General features: G+C 66.8%; 18 protein-coding genes and 1 tRNA gene. 12 read left to right on the forward strand and 7 right to left on the reverse strand.

All coding sequences use genetic code 11. The features are described 5' to 3' along the window. Window positions 1-43: 43 nt before the first annotated feature. The 5 genes from FFS62_RS20930 (at window position 44) to FFS62_RS20950 (ending at window position 3,366) form a co-directional block, all read left to right on the forward strand. Window positions 44-478 (forward strand): CBS domain-containing protein, encoded by a 435-nt coding sequence (locus tag FFS62_RS20930; protein ID WP_137974788.1) that lies wholly within the window; start codon window positions 44-46, stop codon window positions 476-478. Between the two features lie 277 nt (window positions 479-755). Continuing rightward, window positions 756-2,108, forward strand: a complete 1,353-nt coding sequence (gene creD, locus FFS62_RS20935) for a cell envelope integrity protein CreD (RefSeq protein ID WP_137974789.1) — start codon at window positions 756-758, stop codon at window positions 2,106-2,108. Window positions 2,109-2,155: 47 nt separating this feature from the next. Next, window positions 2,156-2,458, forward strand: a complete 303-nt coding sequence (locus tag FFS62_RS20940; RefSeq protein ID WP_137974862.1) for a hypothetical protein — start codon at window positions 2,156-2,158, stop codon at window positions 2,456-2,458. Between the two features lie 118 nt (window positions 2,459-2,576). Continuing rightward, complete coding sequence (locus tag FFS62_RS20945; protein WP_137974790.1) at window positions 2,577-2,846, forward strand: hypothetical protein; 270 nt, start codon at window positions 2,577-2,579, stop codon at window positions 2,844-2,846. A gap of 7 nt (window positions 2,847-2,853) precedes the next feature. Next, window positions 2,854-3,366, forward strand: coding sequence for a hypothetical protein (locus FFS62_RS20950; protein WP_137974791.1), 513 nt, complete (start codon window positions 2,854-2,856; stop codon window positions 3,364-3,366). On the opposite strand, the gene FFS62_RS20955 is transcribed toward FFS62_RS20950, so the two are convergent. From FFS62_RS20955 to FFS62_RS20970, 4 genes are read right to left on the reverse strand one after another with little or no spacing between them, the layout of a single operon-like run. Continuing rightward, on the reverse strand, window positions 3,354-3,971 hold the full coding sequence (locus FFS62_RS20955) for a glutathione S-transferase family protein (RefSeq protein ID WP_171016382.1): 618 nt from the start codon (window positions 3,969-3,971) through the stop codon (window positions 3,354-3,356). The two genes, FFS62_RS20950 and FFS62_RS20955, sit on opposite strands and share 13 nt — an antisense overlap. Window positions 3,972-4,005: 34 nt before the next feature. Then, window positions 4,006-5,478 (reverse strand): NAD(P)/FAD-dependent oxidoreductase, encoded by a 1,473-nt coding sequence (locus FFS62_RS20960; RefSeq protein ID WP_137974792.1) that lies wholly within the window; start codon window positions 5,476-5,478, stop codon window positions 4,006-4,008. Further along, window positions 5,478-6,407: an ion channel gene (locus FFS62_RS20965; protein ID WP_137974793.1), complete on the reverse strand. Its 930-nt coding sequence runs from the start codon at window positions 6,405-6,407 to the stop codon at window positions 5,478-5,480. Before FFS62_RS20965 ends, FFS62_RS20960 begins: the two co-directional genes overlap by 1 nt. A gap of 50 nt (window positions 6,408-6,457) precedes the next feature. After that, window positions 6,458-7,018, reverse strand: coding sequence for an NADPH-dependent FMN reductase (locus tag FFS62_RS20970; RefSeq protein ID WP_137974794.1), 561 nt, complete (start codon window positions 7,016-7,018; stop codon window positions 6,458-6,460). A gap of 308 nt (window positions 7,019-7,326) precedes the next feature. Here FFS62_RS20970 and FFS62_RS20975 point away from each other — a divergent pair, with 308 nt between their 5' ends. Beyond that, entirely contained in the window at window positions 7,327-7,512 is a 186-nt protein-coding gene (locus tag FFS62_RS20975) for a hypothetical protein (RefSeq protein ID WP_137974795.1), read from the forward strand. Here the strand turns inward: FFS62_RS20975 and FFS62_RS20980 are convergent. Beyond that, window positions 7,498-8,412, reverse strand: a complete 915-nt coding sequence (locus FFS62_RS20980; RefSeq protein ID WP_137974796.1) for a LysR family transcriptional regulator — start codon at window positions 8,410-8,412, stop codon at window positions 7,498-7,500. The genes FFS62_RS20975 and FFS62_RS20980 overlap by 15 nt on opposite strands. A 142-nt stretch (window positions 8,413-8,554) precedes the next feature. Here FFS62_RS20980 and FFS62_RS20985 point away from each other — a divergent pair, with 142 nt between their 5' ends. After that, entirely contained in the window at window positions 8,555-9,628 is a 1,074-nt protein-coding gene (locus FFS62_RS20985; protein ID WP_137974797.1) for a polyamine ABC transporter substrate-binding protein, read from the forward strand. Window positions 9,629-9,687: 59 nt separating this feature from the next. Further along, window positions 9,688-10,641: an agmatinase gene (gene speB / locus FFS62_RS20990; RefSeq protein WP_137974798.1), complete on the forward strand. Its 954-nt coding sequence runs from the start codon at window positions 9,688-9,690 to the stop codon at window positions 10,639-10,641. Between the two features lie 12 nt (window positions 10,642-10,653). Here the strand turns inward: speB and FFS62_RS20995 are convergent, their stop codons facing one another. Continuing rightward, window positions 10,654-11,571 carry a LysR family transcriptional regulator gene (locus FFS62_RS20995; protein ID WP_137974799.1) on the reverse strand — a complete coding sequence of 306 codons (918 nt, stop codon included), beginning with the start codon at window positions 11,569-11,571 and terminating at the stop codon, window positions 10,654-10,656. Between the two features lie 102 nt (window positions 11,572-11,673). On the opposite strand from FFS62_RS20995, the gene FFS62_RS21000 reads away from it, so the two are divergent. The 4 genes from FFS62_RS21000 (at window position 11,674) to FFS62_RS21015 (ending at window position 15,742) form a co-directional block, all read left to right on the forward strand. Continuing rightward, window positions 11,674-13,461 carry an alkyl/aryl-sulfatase gene (locus FFS62_RS21000; RefSeq protein WP_137974800.1) on the forward strand — a complete coding sequence of 596 codons (1,788 nt, stop codon included), beginning with the start codon at window positions 11,674-11,676 and terminating at the stop codon, window positions 13,459-13,461. A gap of 77 nt (window positions 13,462-13,538) precedes the next feature. Then, window positions 13,539-15,254, forward strand: a complete 1,716-nt coding sequence (locus FFS62_RS21005) for a sulfatase-like hydrolase/transferase (protein ID WP_137974801.1) — start codon at window positions 13,539-13,541, stop codon at window positions 15,252-15,254. Between the two features lie 11 nt (window positions 15,255-15,265). Then, on the forward strand, window positions 15,266-15,499 hold the full coding sequence (locus FFS62_RS21010) for a DUF1145 domain-containing protein (protein ID WP_137974802.1): 234 nt from the start codon (window positions 15,266-15,268) through the stop codon (window positions 15,497-15,499). 84 nt (window positions 15,500-15,583) lie between these two features. Then, on the forward strand, window positions 15,584-15,742 hold the full coding sequence (locus tag FFS62_RS21015) for a YqaE/Pmp3 family membrane protein (protein WP_074679695.1): 159 nt from the start codon (window positions 15,584-15,586) through the stop codon (window positions 15,740-15,742). A gap of 43 nt (window positions 15,743-15,785) precedes the next feature. On the opposite strand, the gene FFS62_RS21020 is transcribed toward FFS62_RS21015, so the two are convergent. Continuing rightward, window positions 15,786-15,862: transfer RNA gene (locus tag FFS62_RS21020), tRNA-Ile, on the reverse strand. Window positions 15,863-15,877 lie beyond the last annotated feature (15 nt).

Below are 15,877 nucleotides of genomic sequence, written 5' to 3' on the forward strand. Positions count from 1 at the left end.
TCCTGCTTGGCGGAGAACAACAAACAGCCCGGGGAGGCGATGCATGAAGACCGTTGCGGAACTGCTCAGAACCAAGCCCAGCGCTTACGTCCACCACATCGCGCCGGAGGCCTCGGTGCTGGATGCGGTCAAGCTGCTGGCCGAGAAGAAGATCGGCGCGTTGCTGGTGCTGGCCGGCGGGCGCCTGGCGGGCATAGTCAGCGAGCGCGACTACGTGCGCAAGCTGGCCGAACTGGAGCGTGGCGCCTTCGAGGCCAAGGTCAGCGAGATCATGACCGCCGAGGTGATCACCGTCGGCCCGCGTGACAGCGTGCAGCACTGCCTGCAGCTGATGACCGACCACCGCCTGCGCCACCTGCCGGTGGTGGCCGAGGGCGAGCTGATCGGCATGCTGTCGATCGGCGACCTGGTCAAGCAGACCATTGCCGACCAGGCCAGTCTGATCCAGCAGCTGGAGCAGTACATCCGCGGCGAGTGACAGCGGGCCGTGCGTCGGTCAGGCGTCGTTGAAGCGGGCCTCAGGATGCTCATTTACTCGCTGTAAACTCTGCTCCTTCGGCCCGCTGACTCGCGGTGCTCGCCCTGCGGACCAGCCTTCGGCTGTTACTCCCGTTGGTCGTTGCGCCTAGCCTGGCTCTAGCACACCCCGCTGTCAGACCCACACAAACTCCACACGCTCTCCACAATCCCCGCACGGCGCCACCATCGGCGCCGTCGAGACTCTCCCCACGGTCCAACCCAAGGAGAGTTTCCCCATGAATCGCAACCTGCTGATCAAGCTCGGCGCCATCGCCGCGCTGATCATTCTGCTGATGATCCCGATCATCATGATCGACGGCATGATCGAGGAGCGTCAGGAGCTGCGCGACGGCGTGCTGGAAGACATCGCGCGCAGCTCCAGCCACAGCCAGAAAATCACCGGCCCGCTGCTGGTGGTGCCGTACCGCAAGACCGTGCGCGAGTGGAAGACCCACGACAAGACCGGCGAGCGCTATCTGGAAGAGAGCGAAGTCAGCGGCCGCGTGTACTTCCTGCCGGAACGCCTGGCCGTCGGCGGCGAGATCGGCACCGAGCTTCGCGCTCGCGGCATCTACCAGGCGCGCCTGTTCCACAGCAACAGCCGCCTCTCCGGCCACTTCGAGGTGCCGGCCAACTTCGGCGTGACCGAGGATCTCGGCGACTTCCGCTTCGGCGAGCCATTCGTCAGCGTCGGCATCAGCGACATCCGCGGCATCAAGAACAACCTGGTGCTGGAGCAGGGCGAGCGCAAGCTGGCCTTCCAGCCGGGCAGTGCCGACCAGCTGCTGGGCGCCGGCGTGCATGCGCCGCTGCCGATGGCGGTGGCGGACACCCATCAGGCGCAGCGCCTGGACTTCGCCTTCGACCTGCTGCTGCAGGGCACCGGCGAGCTGAGCATCGCCCCGGTGGGCCGCGAGACCCAGGTCGACCTGAGCGCCGACTGGCCGCACCCGAGCTTTATCGGCGAGTACCTGCCGAGCGAGCGCGAGATCACCGCCAAGGGCTTCAGCGCGCGCTGGCAGACCAGCTTCTTCGCCACCAACATGGAGGAGGCCCTCAACGATTGCGCCAATGCCGGCGACTGCAACGCCTTCCTCGGCCGCCAGTTCGGCGTCAGCTTCGTCGACCCGGTGGATCAGTACCTGAAGAGTGACCGCGCGCTGAAGTACGCCCTGCTGTTCATCGCCCTGACCTTTGCCGGCTTCTTCCTCTTCGAGGTGCTCAAGCGCCTGTCCGTGCACCCCGTGCAGTACGGCCTGGTCGGCCTGTCGCTGGCGATGTTCTACCTGCTGCTGCTGTCGCTGGCCGAGCACATGGCCTTCGCCCAGGCCTATGCCCTGGCGGCCTCCGCCTGCGTGCTGCTGATCGGCTTCTACGTCAGCCACGTGCTGCACAGCTGGCTACGCGGGGCCGGCTTCACCGCCGCCCTGGCCGGGCTCTACGCGATGCTCTACGCCCTGCTCAGCGCCGAGGATTACGCCCTGCTGATGGGCTCGCTGCTGGTGTTCGGCCTGCTCGCCGCGGTGATGGTGCTGACCCGCAAGCTCGACTGGTACGGCATCGCCAAGCCGACCACCACCCTCGCCTGATCGATACGGGCGCGGTGGTGGCCGCGCCCCCTGAGGAGATCGCCATGATTCGTCTACTGATGCAGTTTTCCGCCTGTTTCGCCCTCGGCCTGGTGGTGGCCGGGATGCTCCTGGTCGGCCTGATGTTCTTCGGCCAGTTCGACCTGATCCACGGCCTCAACCTCAGCGGCCGACCGCTGGCCAGCGTCGCCCTGGCGCTGCTGCCGGGCGGCTTCTGGGATGGTCTGACCGGCGTGTCCGATGCCGCTGACAACGCCCACGTGCAGTCCTTCCTGCAGCTGTGCGTGGCCCTGGCCCAGGTCGCCCTGCTGCTGGCCGCCGGCTTTTTCCGCCTGTGGTACCGGGCATGAGCGGCCGTGTCGGTCTGCGCGAGGAGGCGCGCCTGGGACATCTGCTGGCGCGGCGCATTGCACGTTTGTTCGTGCCCCTGCAGCCGTTGCAGCCAACCCGGTGCCAGGAGCCCAGGAAATGTCGCTAGCCCGCTGGCATGCCTGGGATCTGCTGGTCGGCGTGATGAGTGGCAGCACGCTGGCTTACCTGTTGGCCGTGCTGATCGGCCTGTTGCTGCCCTCCTGGCCATTCAATGGCTTCTTCACTTCCCTGGCGCTGGCCAGCCTGGCCCTGCAGTGGCCGGCCTGGGAAATCGCCGACCCCGATCGTGCCGCCAGCCTGCGGCGTGGCTTGCAGGTTGGCGCGGTGGTGGTGCTGGGCCTGTGGCTGTTCTATTTCCTGGCCTGAGGTGGCGATGAGAGCTTGGGTAAGAACGCTGGGGCGCTGGCTGCATCGTGTCGTATTGCTGAACTGCTGGGCGTTGCTGTGCCTGTACCTGATGTTCAAACTGTTCGAGCGCTCGCACTTCATCGACGCGCTGCCGGCGGCCATCGAGCCGGGCGGCGTGGTGCTGATCAGCGGCGAGAGCGGCTTTCGCGAGGGCTGTGGCGTGGCGGTGTTTCGCCTGTCAGGAGAGACCCGCGATGCGTTGAACAACTCGGGGCTGGCCGCGCTGGGCGAGGCCCGCCAGGCGCGTGGTTACGCCGACGACTACTACCACTTCGAGGCCTGGCAGAGCACACCGGTTCTGGCGGGGGAAATCAGCGAAGGCTGGCCGCCACTGGCCTGCGCCGATGCGGATGAAGACCTGGAGCGCCGCATCCTGCTGGCCATGCAGAGCCCGGGTTCTTTCCATGCACGCAAGCACGAGGCGCTGCTGCTGGTGCTGCCGGCCGAGGGGCTGATCGTGTTCGGCTACTTCGGTTGAGTGGCCTGCATCGACGGCCGCTGGCCGACATCGGCATACCAGGCGGCCAGGCCCGGAAAGCGCTTCTGCCAGCCCAGCTGCGGCTGGCGAAAATCGAGATAACCCAGGGCGCAGGCCAGGCCGATGGCGGCGATATCGAAGCGGCTGGCGAGCTCGGCCAGACACTCGCTTTCGAAGTACGCCAGGGCCCGTTCGATCTTCTCCTGCTGGGCCGCCTGCCACTGGTCCCAGCGCTTGTCCTCGGGACGCAGGAAGGTCTCGTAGCGCAGCAGCACGGCGGCATCGAGGATGGCGTCGGCCAGCGAGGCCAGGGTCAGGCGCCGCCAGCGCGCGCCGCCGGTGGGAATCAGCGGCTCGCCGACATGCTGGCTGTCGAGGTAGTCGAGGATCACCCGGCTGTCGTGCAGCACCGTGCCGTCGGCCAGGCGCAGGGCGGGAATCTTGCCGGCCGGGTTGTCGTGCAGCACATCGGTGCTGGGCGTCACCGGCGTCAACTGCACCGAATGCAGGGCCACCCGCTCGGTCTGTCCGGTCTCGTGGAGCAACACCAGCACCTTGTGCACGAAGGGCGAGGCGGGGGAGTGGTACAGGGTCATGGTGCTCATGCTGGCTCCTCGTTCGGTTGGCTGACGCAGCCTATCAGCCGTTCGGCTCCAGGGTGAAGGCCTCGGCCGGCCAGCGTCGGGTCTGCCACCAGTAGGCCAGGGTGCTGGCGGGCCACAGGGTGGTGTTGCGCCCGTGGGCGTCGAGGTACCAGCTGCGGCAACCGCTGGTCCACACCGAGTTGGCCATGCGCTGCTGCAGCTGCGTGTTGAATGCCAGCTGCGCCTCGACGCTCACCTCGATGCTGCGCAGGTCGTCGCCGCGCAGGCGCTGGATGGCCTGCAGGATAAAGCCCAGCTGGGCCTCGATCATGAAGATCATCGAGCTGTGGCCGAGTCCGGTGTTGGGGCCGGTGAGCATGAAGAGGTTGGGGAAGCCGGCGCAGGCGATGCCCAGGTAGGCCTCGCCGCCATCGCGCCAGGCCTCGCGCAGGCTCAGGCCCTGGCGCCCGCGGATTTCCACATTGTGCAGGTATTCGGTGGCGCGGAAGCCGGTGGCGAAGATCAGCGCGTCCACCGCGTGGCGCTGGCCATCGCGGGTATCGATATGGTCGGCGCCGATCCGGGCGATGGCGCTGCGTACCAGCTGCACATTGGTGCGTTGCAGGGCCGGGTAGTAGTCGTTGGCGATCAGGATGCGCTTGCAGCCGATGCGGTAGTCCGGCGCCAGCGCCTTGCGCAGCTCGGGGTCGCGCACCTGGCGGCGCAGGTGGTGCAGGGCCATGCGCTCGGCCGGCTTGAGCAGCCAGTCGCTGCGTCGGGCGAAGCCGGGCACCCGCGATTCGTTGATCCAGTAGATCAGTGCGCGGTATAGCCACTGCAATGGGCGCAGGCGCAGCAGGCGTTTCTCCGCGGGGCTGAAGGTGCGGTCGGCCTTGGGCAGTATCCATGGCGGGGTGCGCTGGAACAGCAGCAACTGGCCGGCCTGCTCGGCGAGCGGCGGTACGAACTGGATGGCGCTGGCACCCGTGCCAATTACCGCCACCCGCTTGCCGCTCAGGTCCTGCGCGTGGTCCCACTGCGCGGAGTGAAAACGTACGCCGCGGAAGTCGGCTAGGCCTGGCAGCGCGGGAATCGCCGGTTCGCTGAGCGCGCCGACCGCGCTGATCAGCACCCGTGTGCGTAGCAGTTCGCCGCTCGCCAGCTGCACGCTCCAGAGGCCACTTGCTTCGTCATAGCGGGCCGCCGTCATGCTCGCGTCGCAGCGAATATGCGGCGTCAGGCCGTAGCGGCGCACGCAGTGCTGCAGGTAGTCGAGAATTTCCGCTTGCCCGGAATACTTGCGCGACCAGTCGGCACGCGGCTCGAAGGAGAAGGAGTACAGGTGCGATTCCACATCGCAGGCGGCGCCCGGGTAATGGTTGTCGCGCCAGGTGCCGCCGATCTCGGCGGCCCGTTCGAGGATCAGGAAATCCTCGATGCCGGCCTGGCGCAGGCGAATGCCCATGCCGATGCCGGAGAAGCCGGCGCCGATCACCAGCACCGCCAATACGGTCGGTTCGCCCTGCATCAGCGAGTCATCTTCTTCACGAACACCACCACGAACAGGGCCATGGTGAAGCTGCCGGCGAAGGCCTCGAAGGCGGCGATCGGCCGCGCCAGGCCGTGGGGCGTGATATCGCCGTAGCCCAGGGTGGTGAAGGTGACCACGCTGTAATAGAGGCAGTCCAGCAGGTCGCGCAGGTTGGCTGCCAGGCCGCGCTCCAGGGCCAGGCCCAGGGGCAGGTCGCCGTGGCGCACGCCGACCAGGAAGTACAGCAGGCCGCAGGCGACGATCAGGCCGAGGGAGAACAGCACCACATTGAGCGGCTTCTCGCCGTAGCCGGAGAACAGGTCGACCAGCCAGGAGAACAGGCGCCGGCTCGACAGCCGCGGCATCTGCAGGCGGCGCATGACCATCTCGCGGTGGAAGAACTGCCCGGCCTGCTCGAACAGCCCGGCCTTCTCCAGGCGCAGACGCAGGTTGCGGTAGGTCTCCTCGGCCTCCTCGAAGTCCTGCCGCGCGCCTTCCGCATCGCCTTCCCGCTGGCGCTCGCGGCCGCGGCGCTCCTGGATCAGCTGGCGATCCCACAGCACGTTGTCCAGTCGCGCGCCCTCCAGGCGCACGCCCAGCAGATTGCAGTCACGCAGATCGGCGCAGTGCAGGTTGGCGCCACGCAGGTCGGCCTTCATCAGCGAGGCGCCACGCAGGTTGAGGGCGAACAGGTGGGCGTTCTGCAGATCGGCGCGGTACAGGTCGGCCTCGCGCAGGTCGTAGCCCTCGCGGCTGCCATGATGCACCAGGTCGACTCCGGCGAGACTGGCGTACTTGAGGCGAAAGCCGCGCATGGACTCGCCGCTGCGCGCCCGCACCTCCAGCGCCGCGCCCAGCCCCTCGGCCTGGCGCCGATCCTGATCGGGGGCCAGCCAGTTGATGTCGCTGGGCGCGTCATCGTTCATGGGGCAGAACTCGCAGAGGGATAGGGCAAGCCTAGCCTGCGCATTCCGCTCTAGCCCTTCAGGTTCTTCTCCACCCAGGCCGCGTAGGCGTCGATGAACTTCTGCAGGAAGCCCTTGATGCCGTCGTTCGGTTTGCCGCTGTCGTCGAAGAAGCTGCCGGCGCCGCCCAAGTAAGCCTCGGGCTGCTGCAGCACGGGCACGTCGAGGAACACCAGGCACTGGCGCAGGTGGTGGTTGGCGCCGAAGCCGCCGACCGCGCCAGGCGAGGCGCTGAGCACGGCGCCGGGCTTGCCGCCGAATGCGCTCTGGCCATAGGGACGCGAGCCGACGTCGATGGCGTTCTTCATGGGCGCCGGGATCGAGCGGTTGTATTCCGGGGTGACGAACAGCAGCGCGTCGGCGCTCTTCACCTCATCGCGGAAGCGGGTGTAGGCCTGCGGTGCAGGGCTGACGTCGATGTCCTCGTTATACAACGGCAACTCGCCGATCTCGACGATCTGTAGCTGCAGCGATGGCGGCGCCAGCTCCGCCAATGCCAGGGCCAGCTTGCGATTGATCGAGGCCTTGCGCAGGCTGCCGACGATGACCGCGACCTTGTAAACCTTGCTCATGGTGACTCCTGGGGGCGAGTGGGTGAACGGACTGAAGGCTTGAGAGGAAACTATAGTGCGCCGCGCCGAATACGCCGCCGCTCTGGCACGCAGCTTAGCCGGCTGCGACATTTCGCCGGCTTGCTCGCAAAGGCATTTGCGCAGAAATTGATCAGCGGCGGCGAAACCGCCGGCACGCCGGTGGGTCATAGCCTGCATGCGTGTCACCAACCGGCGGCACGCTTGCCGAACAAGAACAATCCCCCGATGCCCGTCACTGCCCTACTGTGCCTGCGCATACCGCGCCGGCCATTCGTGAGGAATTGGTTATGGATAGGTTCAGCCTTTTCGACCCGCGTTACCAACTCGAAGCCGAGGATTTCGCCGCTGCAGCCTCCGCGGCACATGCGTCGCGCTCGCTTCACCACGGCATCCACCAAGCCCTGCAGGCACTCGACGTCCTCGCCGAGCGCCTGCGCCAGCGGGATCACGCGGGGCGGTCACCGCGCCACTGAGCCTTGGTCAGCAAAGCTTGCCAGCAGGTCTTCACTGAAGGCCTGCTGCGCCTCGCTGGGCTGGCGCCCGCGGTGCTGGGCCAGGCGGAATTCGACGCTGAAGCTCAGCTGCTGCGGTTGCAGGGCGCGCAGCTGGCCACGGGCGACCCAGGGCGCGGCAATGTGTTGCGGCAGGTAGCCGATGTGCGCTCCGGAGAGGATGAAGGCCAGGCTGCCTTCCACCTGTTCGCAGCGCGCGCTGCTGCTGCCGGATTGCCAGGGTTCGTCGGCGGCGATGAAACGGTAGGGGTGCAGCACCCGGTCACAGGCGTCCAGATCGTCCGGGCTGATGCGCGTGCGGCCGAACAGTGGGTGGCCCTGGCCGCAATACAGGTGTTGCGGCTCGCTGAACAGCGGGCGGTAGTCGAGGGTGGTCTGGCTGCCGGAGAAATAGCCGATGGCCAGTTGCAGCTGGCCCTGCAGCAGGCGCCGCTCCAGCTCGGCCGGGGTGGCGCTGAGCAATTCGATCTGCACCGCCTGGTTGCGCCGGCGAAACCGCCCGATGGCCGCGCCGACCCGCTCCAGCACCTCGTCGGCAAGGGCCTCGGAGAGACCGACGTGCAGCTCGCCGAGCAGCTTGTCGGCCATGCCCTGGGCCTCGCCCTTGAAGGTCTCGATGGCGCCGAACAGCTTGCGGGTGGCGACCAGCACCTGCTCGCCCTTGGGCGTCAGGCGGAAGCCCGCCTTGCCGCGCTCGCACAGGCGAAAGCCCAGGCGTGTCTCCAGCTTGGCCATCTGCGTGCTGATGGTCGACTGGCCGATGCCCAGCTCGCCCTGGGCGGCGCTGAAGCCGCCGTTCTCCACCACGCTGACGAACAGGCGCAGCAGCTGCAGGTCGAGGTCACGCAGTTGGCTGAGCATCGTGGCTCCATACATTGATAGATATCGATGCCAGAGTAGATCACTTCGTATTTATCGGAAGCAAACCGCGGCGCAGGATGGCTCCACTCCAGAGCCCCCAGCAGAGGGGCGCGGGCTACCGAATCTGCCGAGGAATCCGCTCATGCGCCTTGTCGCCAGCTTGCTTGTGTTCGCCTTCGCCCTGCCGCTGCAGGCCGAGGAAAAAGTCCTCAACCTCTACAACTGGGCCGACTACGTACCGGCGCAGGCGCTGCAGCGCTTCCAGGCCGAGACCGGGATCAAGGTCAAGTACGACACCTTCGACAGCGCCGAGGTGCTGGAGAGCAAGCTGCTCACTGGCGGCAGCGGCTATGACGTGGTGGTGCCGTCGTCCAGCGTGCTGGCCCGCACCATCGGCGCCAAGGCGCTGCAGCCGCTGGGCGAGCTGGCTGGCAAGGGCAATCTCGATCCCGAGCTGCTGGCCAAGCTGGCCGGCGTCGACCCCGGCAACGCCTACGGCGTGCCATACACCTGGGGCACCATCGGCCTGGGCATCAACAAGGAAGCGGTGGAGCAGCGCCTGCCCGGTGTGGCGCTGGACAGCCTCGACCTGCTGTTCAAGCCCGAGTACGCCAGCAAGCTTAAGGACTGCGGCATCAGCGTGCTCGACTCGCCGCAGGAGGTGATCGCGGTGGTCCTCAACTACCTGGGCAAGGACCCCTACAGCACCGCCGAGGCTGATCGCGAGGCGGCCAAGGAGCTGCTCGCGCAACTGCAGCCGAACCTGCGCTACGTCGGCCAGAGCCGGCAGATCGACGACCTGGCCAAGGGTGAGACCTGCCTGGCACTGACCTACACCGGCGACGCCGGCATGGCCACCGCCCGCGCCATCGAAGCCAAGCAGCCGTTCTCGGTGGTCTACCGGATTCCCAAGGAAGGCACGTTGATCTGGTTCGACACCCTGGCCATCCCGGTGGATGCCCCGCACCCCGAGGCCGCGCGCGCCTTCATCGACTACATGCTAAAGCCCGAGGCCATCGCCGAGCTGACCAACTCGCTGTACTTCGCCAACGCCAACCGCGCGGCCACGCCGCTGCTCGACGAGGCGGTGAGCGGTGATCCGGACATTTACCCGGCCGCGGACATGCGCGCCAAGTTGTTCGCCGAGCAGAGCCTGCCGCTGCGCGAAATGCGCCAGCGCACTCGGCTGTGGACGGCGTTCCGCACCCAGTACTGATTGCCGTATGGCCACTCCGGCACTGAGTGGCCCGTTCTGCAGATATCGAGCATCCGACCATGGAACAAGCCTTCGACAACGATCAGGCCATCACCCGCGACAGCCTCTACGGCACCGCGGCCGAGCCGACCTACGCCGGCATCACCAGCTTCATGCGCCGCCGCTACACCCGCGATCTGCGTGGGGTGGATCTGGTGGTCAGCGGCGTGCCGTTCGACACCGCCACCACCAACCGCCCAGGTAGCCGCTTCGGCCCACGCGCCATCCGTGCCGCCTCGATCCAGTCGGCCTGGGCCCGGCACTTCCCCTGGGAGTTCGATCCGTTCGACCTGCTGGCCTGCATCGACTACGGCGACTGCTACTTCGACCACGGCACGCCGCAGGACACCCCGGCGGCCATCGAGGCCCACGCCGATAGGATCCTCGACGCCGGCTGCGCCATGCTCACCCTGGGCGGCGATCACTTCATCAGCTACCCGCTGCTCAAGGCCCACGCCAAGAAGCACGGCACCCTGTCGCTGATCCACTTCGACGCACACAGCGACACCTGGCCGGACGAGGAGGGCGCGCGCATCGACCACGGCACCATGTTCTACCACGCCGCCAAGGACGGCCTGGTCGACCCGGCGCGTTCGGTGCAGGTCGGCCTGCGCACCACCAACGACGACGTGATGGGCTTCCAGGTGCTGGATGCGCGGCAGGTCAATCGCAGCACGCCGGAGCAGATCGCCGAGCTGATCCGCGCCCGCGTCGGCGACAACCCGGTGTACCTGACCTTCGATATCGACTGTCTCGACCCGGCCTTTGCTCCGGGTACCGGGACCCCGGTGTGTGGCGGGCTCTCCAGCCACCAGGCCCTGGAAATCCTGCGTGGCCTGCGCGGGATCAACCTGGTCGGCATGGACGTGGTCGAGGTGGCGCCGCCCTACGACAACTCGGAGATCACCGCCCTGGCCGGTGCCACCCTGGCGATGGAGATGGTCTGCCTGTACGCTGCGCGGCATAAGTTCTGACGCGAGCCGGCGCTAGATCAGCGGTGGGATATGGCTGGCGCCGTCCTGCGCGAGGATCACCCTCTGCAACTCGGCCGCACCTGGCGACAGGCTGTGGCCGGCGCGGCTGACGATGCCGTAGGCGGAGCGCTGCGCCGGCATGCCGGTGTGCAGCGGCAGCACGGCCAGGCGCCCGGCCGCCACGTCTTGGGCGATCACGTCCCAGGGCGACATGCTCAGCACATGGCTGGCCGAGACCAGCTCCTTGAGCACCATGAAATTGTCGCACTCGACGCTCAGCGGGCTGGCCTCCCGGCCGCTCAGACTCTGTAGGGCGCTGGCCACTTCCTGTGGCAACTGGGTGCCTGCCAGCGGGTAATCCAGCAGGTCTTTCACCGTCAGGTGCGAGCGCGCCAGCAGTGGATGCTGCGGATGGCAGAACAGCACGGCCGGGTGCGGGCGCAGCGCCTCGATCTGCAGGCGCGGATCGTCCTGGAACTCGCGGATATCGGCGACGAACAGCTCGATCTGGTTGTCCAGCAGGCGCGTGCGCAGCTGCTGCCAGCTGTCGATGGTCAGCTGCAGGCGCACCCGCGGGAAGCGTTCGGCAAAGGCGCCCATGGCCTGCGGCACCAGGCGCGCCGCCGGGTAGGGCCCGGCGCCCAGGCGTACCTCACCGCTGCCCAGGTTACCCAGTTGGCTCACCGCATTGCTCAGCGCCTGGCTGCCGGCCAGCAGGCGGCGCGCATGCTCCAGCACCAGCTCGCCATGGGCGGTCAGGCTGATGCCGCGGCTGTGGCGGTCCACCAGGTTGCAGCCCAGGCTGCTTTCCAGCGCTTGAATGCTGCGGCTCAGCGCCGGCTGGCTGAGATGCACGGCCTCGGCGGCGCGGGCGAAATGGCCGTGGTCGGCGAGGGCGACGAAGTGGCGGAGCTGGCGAAGATCGTTCATGCGCGGTCTGCATCAATGCTTGATTTGAAATGCATTGGAATTATTGGGCCCGCCTCGGCAGTCTGCCAAGAGTCGATAGCCCTAAAAATACGAGGTCGCCCGATGCGCACCCTGTCCCACTTCAGTGGCCTGCTGCTGGCTGCTGCCCTGCCGTTCACTGCGAATGCCGAACTGCCCGCCGAGAAGATCGAGCCCTCGATCAACGCCGAGCTGGCCGAGCACACCAAACACTTCAACGAGAAGGTCTACCCGATCGCCGACAACGTCTGGTCGGCGGTGGGTTGGAACCTGGCCAACAGCGTGATGATCGAGGCGCCCGAGGGGCTGATCATCGTCGACACCGGCGAGTCGGCCGAGCAGTCGCGCAAGGTGCTCGCCGAGTTCCGCAAGATCAGCAGCAAGCCGATCAAGGCCATCGTCTACACCCACTTCCACCCCGACCACATCAACGGGGTGAAGGGCTTCGTCAGCGAAGAACAGGTGAAGAGTGGCGAGGTGCAGATCTACGCCCAGGAAACCCTGCTGGAAAACGTGGTGACCCAGGGTGCGCTGGTCGGCCCGATCCTCGGCATGCGCTCCGGCTACAGCTTCGGCGCCGCGCTGTCGGATGCCGACAAGAAAGACATGAACGCCGGCCTCGGCCCGCTGGCCCATGAGGGGCAATCGACCTTCATCGCGCCGACCATCACCTTCAAGGACAAGCTCGACACCACCATCGCCGGCCTGCCGGTGCAGTTCCTTCACGCCCCCAGCGAGGCACCGGACGAGATCGTCCTGTTCCTGCCGAACAACCGTGTGCTGATCAGCGCCGAAGTCACCCAGGGGCCGACCCTGCCCAACGTGCACACCCTGCGCGGCACCAAGTTCCGCGACCCGGTGTTGTGGGTGAAGAGCCTCGACGCCCTGCGCGCCTTCCAGGCCGACTACATGGTGCCGCTGCACGGCCAGCCGGTGAGCGGCAAGGACAAGGTCGAGGAAGTGCTGCGCATGACCCGCGACGCCATCGCCTATATCCACGACCAGACCGTGCGCTGGATGAACAAGGGCCTGACCCCCGACGAACTGGTCGAGAAGGTCAAGCTGCCGCCGCACCTGGCCGGCTACACGCCCTACCTGCGCGAGTACTACGGCACGGTGAAACACAGCGTGCGACAGATCTACAACGGCTACCTGGGCTGGTTCCAGGGTGACCCGGTGGACCTCGACCCGATCCCGCCGGTGGAAAAAGCCAAGCGCCTGATCGAGCTGATGGGTGGCCGCGACAAGGTGCTGCTGGCCGCCGGCGACGCCTACCTCAAGGGCGACTACCAATGGGCCGCCGAGCTGGCCAGCTACTCGATCCGCGTCGATCACGGCGACACCCTGGCACGCGACATCAAGGCACGCAGCTTCCGCAAGCTCGGCTACGCCAGCATGAACATCAACTGGCGCAACTGGTACCTGATGAGCGCCATGGAGCTGGAGGGCAAGTTCGACAACGGCGGCGCCGAGGAAATGGGCAAGCGCATCCGTGGCGCCTTCCTCTCGGCGGACATGCTGAAGAACCTGCCGGCGCGCATCTTCCTGCAGAACTGGGTGACCCGCGTCGACCCGCAGAATAGCGCCGATGTGAACCTGACCCTGGGCTTCGTCTTCCCCGATATCGGCGAGGAGTGGGCCCTGGAAGTACGCCGCGGCGTGGTCGAACTGCACAAGGGCATCCCGGCCGACACCACGCTCAAGCTGACCCTCGACAAGACCTATCTGGACACCGTGATCAATGGCGAGAACGGCCTGCTCAAGGGCGCCCTGCTGGGCGACGTGAAGGTCGACGGCAACCTGCTCGATATCAAGACCTTCCTCGGCTGCTTCGACTTCGAAGACGCCCCCATCGCCCTGACCGTGCGCTGAGCACCCGGTCATCCGCCATGTGCCGCTGCCGGTTCGCCGGCAGCGGCTGACCATCCCGCGTCCGGAGGAGTAGCGTCATGCAGCGTCGCGAACTGTTGAAGAAGGCGGCCGCGCTGTCCGCCGCCGGCCTGGCGGCTCCGGTATTCGGCCAGCAGTCCGCCCCGGCGCTGGTGCGGCCCGCCGGGCGCAAGCCGAACATCCTGCTGATCGTCACCGACCAGCAGCGCGCCCACCAGGACCTGCCCAGCGCCGTGCCATTGCCCGGCCACGAGCGCCTGCTGCAGCGCGCGGCGAGCCTGGGCAATTTTCACGTCAACACCACGCCCTGCTCGCCATCGCGTTCGGTGCTGTTCACCGGCCAGCACACGCAGAAGACCCTGATCACTGCCAACGTCGGCCTGCCGCCGTTTCGCGAGCTGTCGCCGCAGATTCCCACCCTCGGCCATATGCTGCGCGAGCAGGGCTACCTGACCGCCTACAAGGGCAAATGGCACCTGTCGCACATCGAGCAGTCGAGCAACCTGACCTACGGCGTGGTGCAGCCGAGCACCGATGCGCTGCTGCCCTACGGCTTCGCCGACTACAACCTGAATGGCGACCCGCATGGCTCTCTGATGACCGGCTTCATCTACGACAAGGTCACCGCCAGCGACTCGGTGGCCTGGCTGCAGCAGCACCGCAGCGACGAGCAGCCGTGGTTCCTCGCGGTCAACTTCGTCAACCCGCACGACATCATGTTCTACAGCTCGGGGATCAGGCAGGAACAGAGCCGCCTGCGGCGCAACTTCCTCGGCCCGATCTCGCCTGGGCCGAGCACCGGGCTGTACGAGAAACACTGGGACCTGCCACTACCGAAGAGCTTCTATGCCGAGGACCTGAGCCGCAAACCCTGGGCCCAGCGCGCCGACGTCGAGCTGTGCAACAACATCTACGGCCACCTCGACCCCAAGGACGAGCAGGCCTGGCAGGGCCTGCAGAGCTACTACCTGAACTGCGTGCGCGACGTCGACCAGTCCATCGAGCAGGTGCTGCTGGCGCTGGAGAACAGCGGCCTGGCCGAAGACACCATCGTCATCCTCACCGCCGACCACGGCGAGATGGCGGGCGCCCACCAGCTACGGCAGAAGGGCCCGCACATGTACAAGGAGAACACCCGGGTCAACTTCATCGTGCGTCATCCGGACATCCAGCAGGGCTTCACCAGCCAGGCGCTGGGCTCCACCGTCGACATCGTGCCGACCGTGCTGGAACTGGCCGGGCTGGATGCGGCGGGGCAGGCCGAGCGCTATCAGCAGCTGGCCGGGGTCAGCCTGGTCGAGAGCATCGGCGGGGCCAGTCGGCGCTCCGTGCGCGATGAGCGCGGCCACCTATACGACTACGGCGTGGTCATGTACCTCGATCCGGAATTCACCGAGGCGGTGATGCGCGACCATGATCAGGTCACGCCCTGGGCGATCATCCAGGAGTCGCTGGCGCAAATGCAGCTCGGCCCATCGATGAAGAACCGCGCGCTGTTCCGCGGCATCCACGACGGCCGCTACAAGTTCGCCCGCTACTTCGCCGCCGAGGATCACCATATCCCGGCCAGTTTCGACGATCTGCTGGCGCGCAACGACCTGGAGCTGTACGACACCCAGACCGATCCGGAAGAATTGCACAACCTGGCCGCCGACCCGCAGGCGCAACGCGCCCTGATCGAGCGTCTGAGCGGCCGGCTCAACGAACTGCTGGCCCTGGAAGTCGGTGTCGACGACGGCCGCGAACACCCGGGCCCGAGCTTTCTCTACAGCTGAAGGAATCATCCATGCTGAAAATCGCCAAAGGCGCAGTGGCCGTGTTCTGGCTGCTGGCGCTGATCAACCTGCTACACCCCTTTGCCGGCCCCTACATGACCTGGGCCGCGGCGCTGATGCTGCTGGTGCACGTGCTGGAGATCGTCCTGTTGCACGGCCGCCTGCAACGCCAGGCCCAGCCTTGGCAGGATCGTCTGCAGGTGCTGCTGTTCGGCGTGCTGCACGTGCGTGGCTTGAGCGCCTGAGCGAATCTGCCTGAACCGTGCTGCGCGTGCTGGGGTCTGTGCTAGTGCGGCGACATCGCCGCCATGGACCTCAAGGAGTAGCGCATGGACCTCGTCCGTATCCTCATCGCCATCCTGCTGCCGCCACTGGGCGTGTTCCTGCAGGTTGGCTTCGGCGGAGCCTTCTGGCTGAACATCCTGCTGACCCTGCTCGGCTACATCCCGGGCATCGTGCACGCGGTGTACATCATCGCCAAACGCTGAAGGACAGAAACGAAAAAGCCGCGCAATTGCGCGGCTTTTCATTTGGTGGGCCCACACGGACTCGAACCGTGGACCAAAGGATTATGAGTCCTCTGCTCTAACCGACTGAGCTATAGGCCCTCAGAAGGAGCGGCG

It is taken from the genome of Pseudomonas sp. F(2018), assembly GCF_005508865.1.
GTDB lineage: Bacteria > Pseudomonadota > Gammaproteobacteria > Pseudomonadales > Pseudomonadaceae > Aquipseudomonas.

What these genes read in the sequence shown, in the direction of transcription:
- FFS62_RS20995 (WP_137974799.1), bottom strand. Translation starts at nt 11,571, where the DNA reads ATGAACGATCTTCGCCAGCTCCGCCACTTCGTCGCCCTCGCCGACCAC.
- FFS62_RS21000 (WP_137974800.1), top strand. Translation starts at nt 11,674, where the DNA reads ATGCGCACCCTGTCCCACTTCAGTGGCCTGCTGCTGGCTGCTGCCCTG.
- speB (WP_137974798.1), top strand. Translation starts at nt 9,688, where the DNA reads ATGGAACAAGCCTTCGACAACGATCAGGCCATCACCCGCGACAGCCTC.
- FFS62_RS20985 (WP_137974797.1), top strand. Translation starts at nt 8,555, where the DNA reads ATGCGCCTTGTCGCCAGCTTGCTTGTGTTCGCCTTCGCCCTGCCGCTG.
- FFS62_RS20950 (WP_137974791.1), top strand. Translation starts at nt 2,854, where the DNA reads ATGAGAGCTTGGGTAAGAACGCTGGGGCGCTGGCTGCATCGTGTCGTA.
- creD (WP_137974789.1), top strand. Translation starts at nt 756, where the DNA reads ATGAATCGCAACCTGCTGATCAAGCTCGGCGCCATCGCCGCGCTGATC.
- FFS62_RS21015 (WP_074679695.1), top strand. Translation starts at nt 15,584, where the DNA reads ATGGACCTCGTCCGTATCCTCATCGCCATCCTGCTGCCGCCACTGGGC.
- FFS62_RS20930 (WP_137974788.1), top strand. Translation starts at nt 44, where the DNA reads ATGAAGACCGTTGCGGAACTGCTCAGAACCAAGCCCAGCGCTTACGTC.
- FFS62_RS20955 (WP_171016382.1), bottom strand. Translation starts at nt 3,971, where the DNA reads ATGAGCACCATGACCCTGTACCACTCCCCCGCCTCGCCCTTCGTGCAC.
- FFS62_RS20980 (WP_137974796.1), bottom strand. Translation starts at nt 8,412, where the DNA reads ATGCTCAGCCAACTGCGTGACCTCGACCTGCAGCTGCTGCGCCTGTTC.
- FFS62_RS20960 (WP_137974792.1), bottom strand. Translation starts at nt 5,478, where the DNA reads ATGCAGGGCGAACCGACCGTATTGGCGGTGCTGGTGATCGGCGCCGGC.
- FFS62_RS21010 (WP_137974802.1), top strand. Translation starts at nt 15,266, where the DNA reads ATGCTGAAAATCGCCAAAGGCGCAGTGGCCGTGTTCTGGCTGCTGGCG.
- FFS62_RS20970 (WP_137974794.1), bottom strand. Translation starts at nt 7,018, where the DNA reads ATGAGCAAGGTTTACAAGGTCGCGGTCATCGTCGGCAGCCTGCGCAAG.
- FFS62_RS20965 (WP_137974793.1), bottom strand. Translation starts at nt 6,407, where the DNA reads ATGAACGATGACGCGCCCAGCGACATCAACTGGCTGGCCCCCGATCAG.
- FFS62_RS20975 (WP_137974795.1), top strand. Translation starts at nt 7,327, where the DNA reads ATGGATAGGTTCAGCCTTTTCGACCCGCGTTACCAACTCGAAGCCGAG.
- FFS62_RS21005 (WP_137974801.1), top strand. Translation starts at nt 13,539, where the DNA reads ATGCAGCGTCGCGAACTGTTGAAGAAGGCGGCCGCGCTGTCCGCCGCC.
- FFS62_RS20945 (WP_137974790.1), top strand. Translation starts at nt 2,577, where the DNA reads ATGTCGCTAGCCCGCTGGCATGCCTGGGATCTGCTGGTCGGCGTGATG.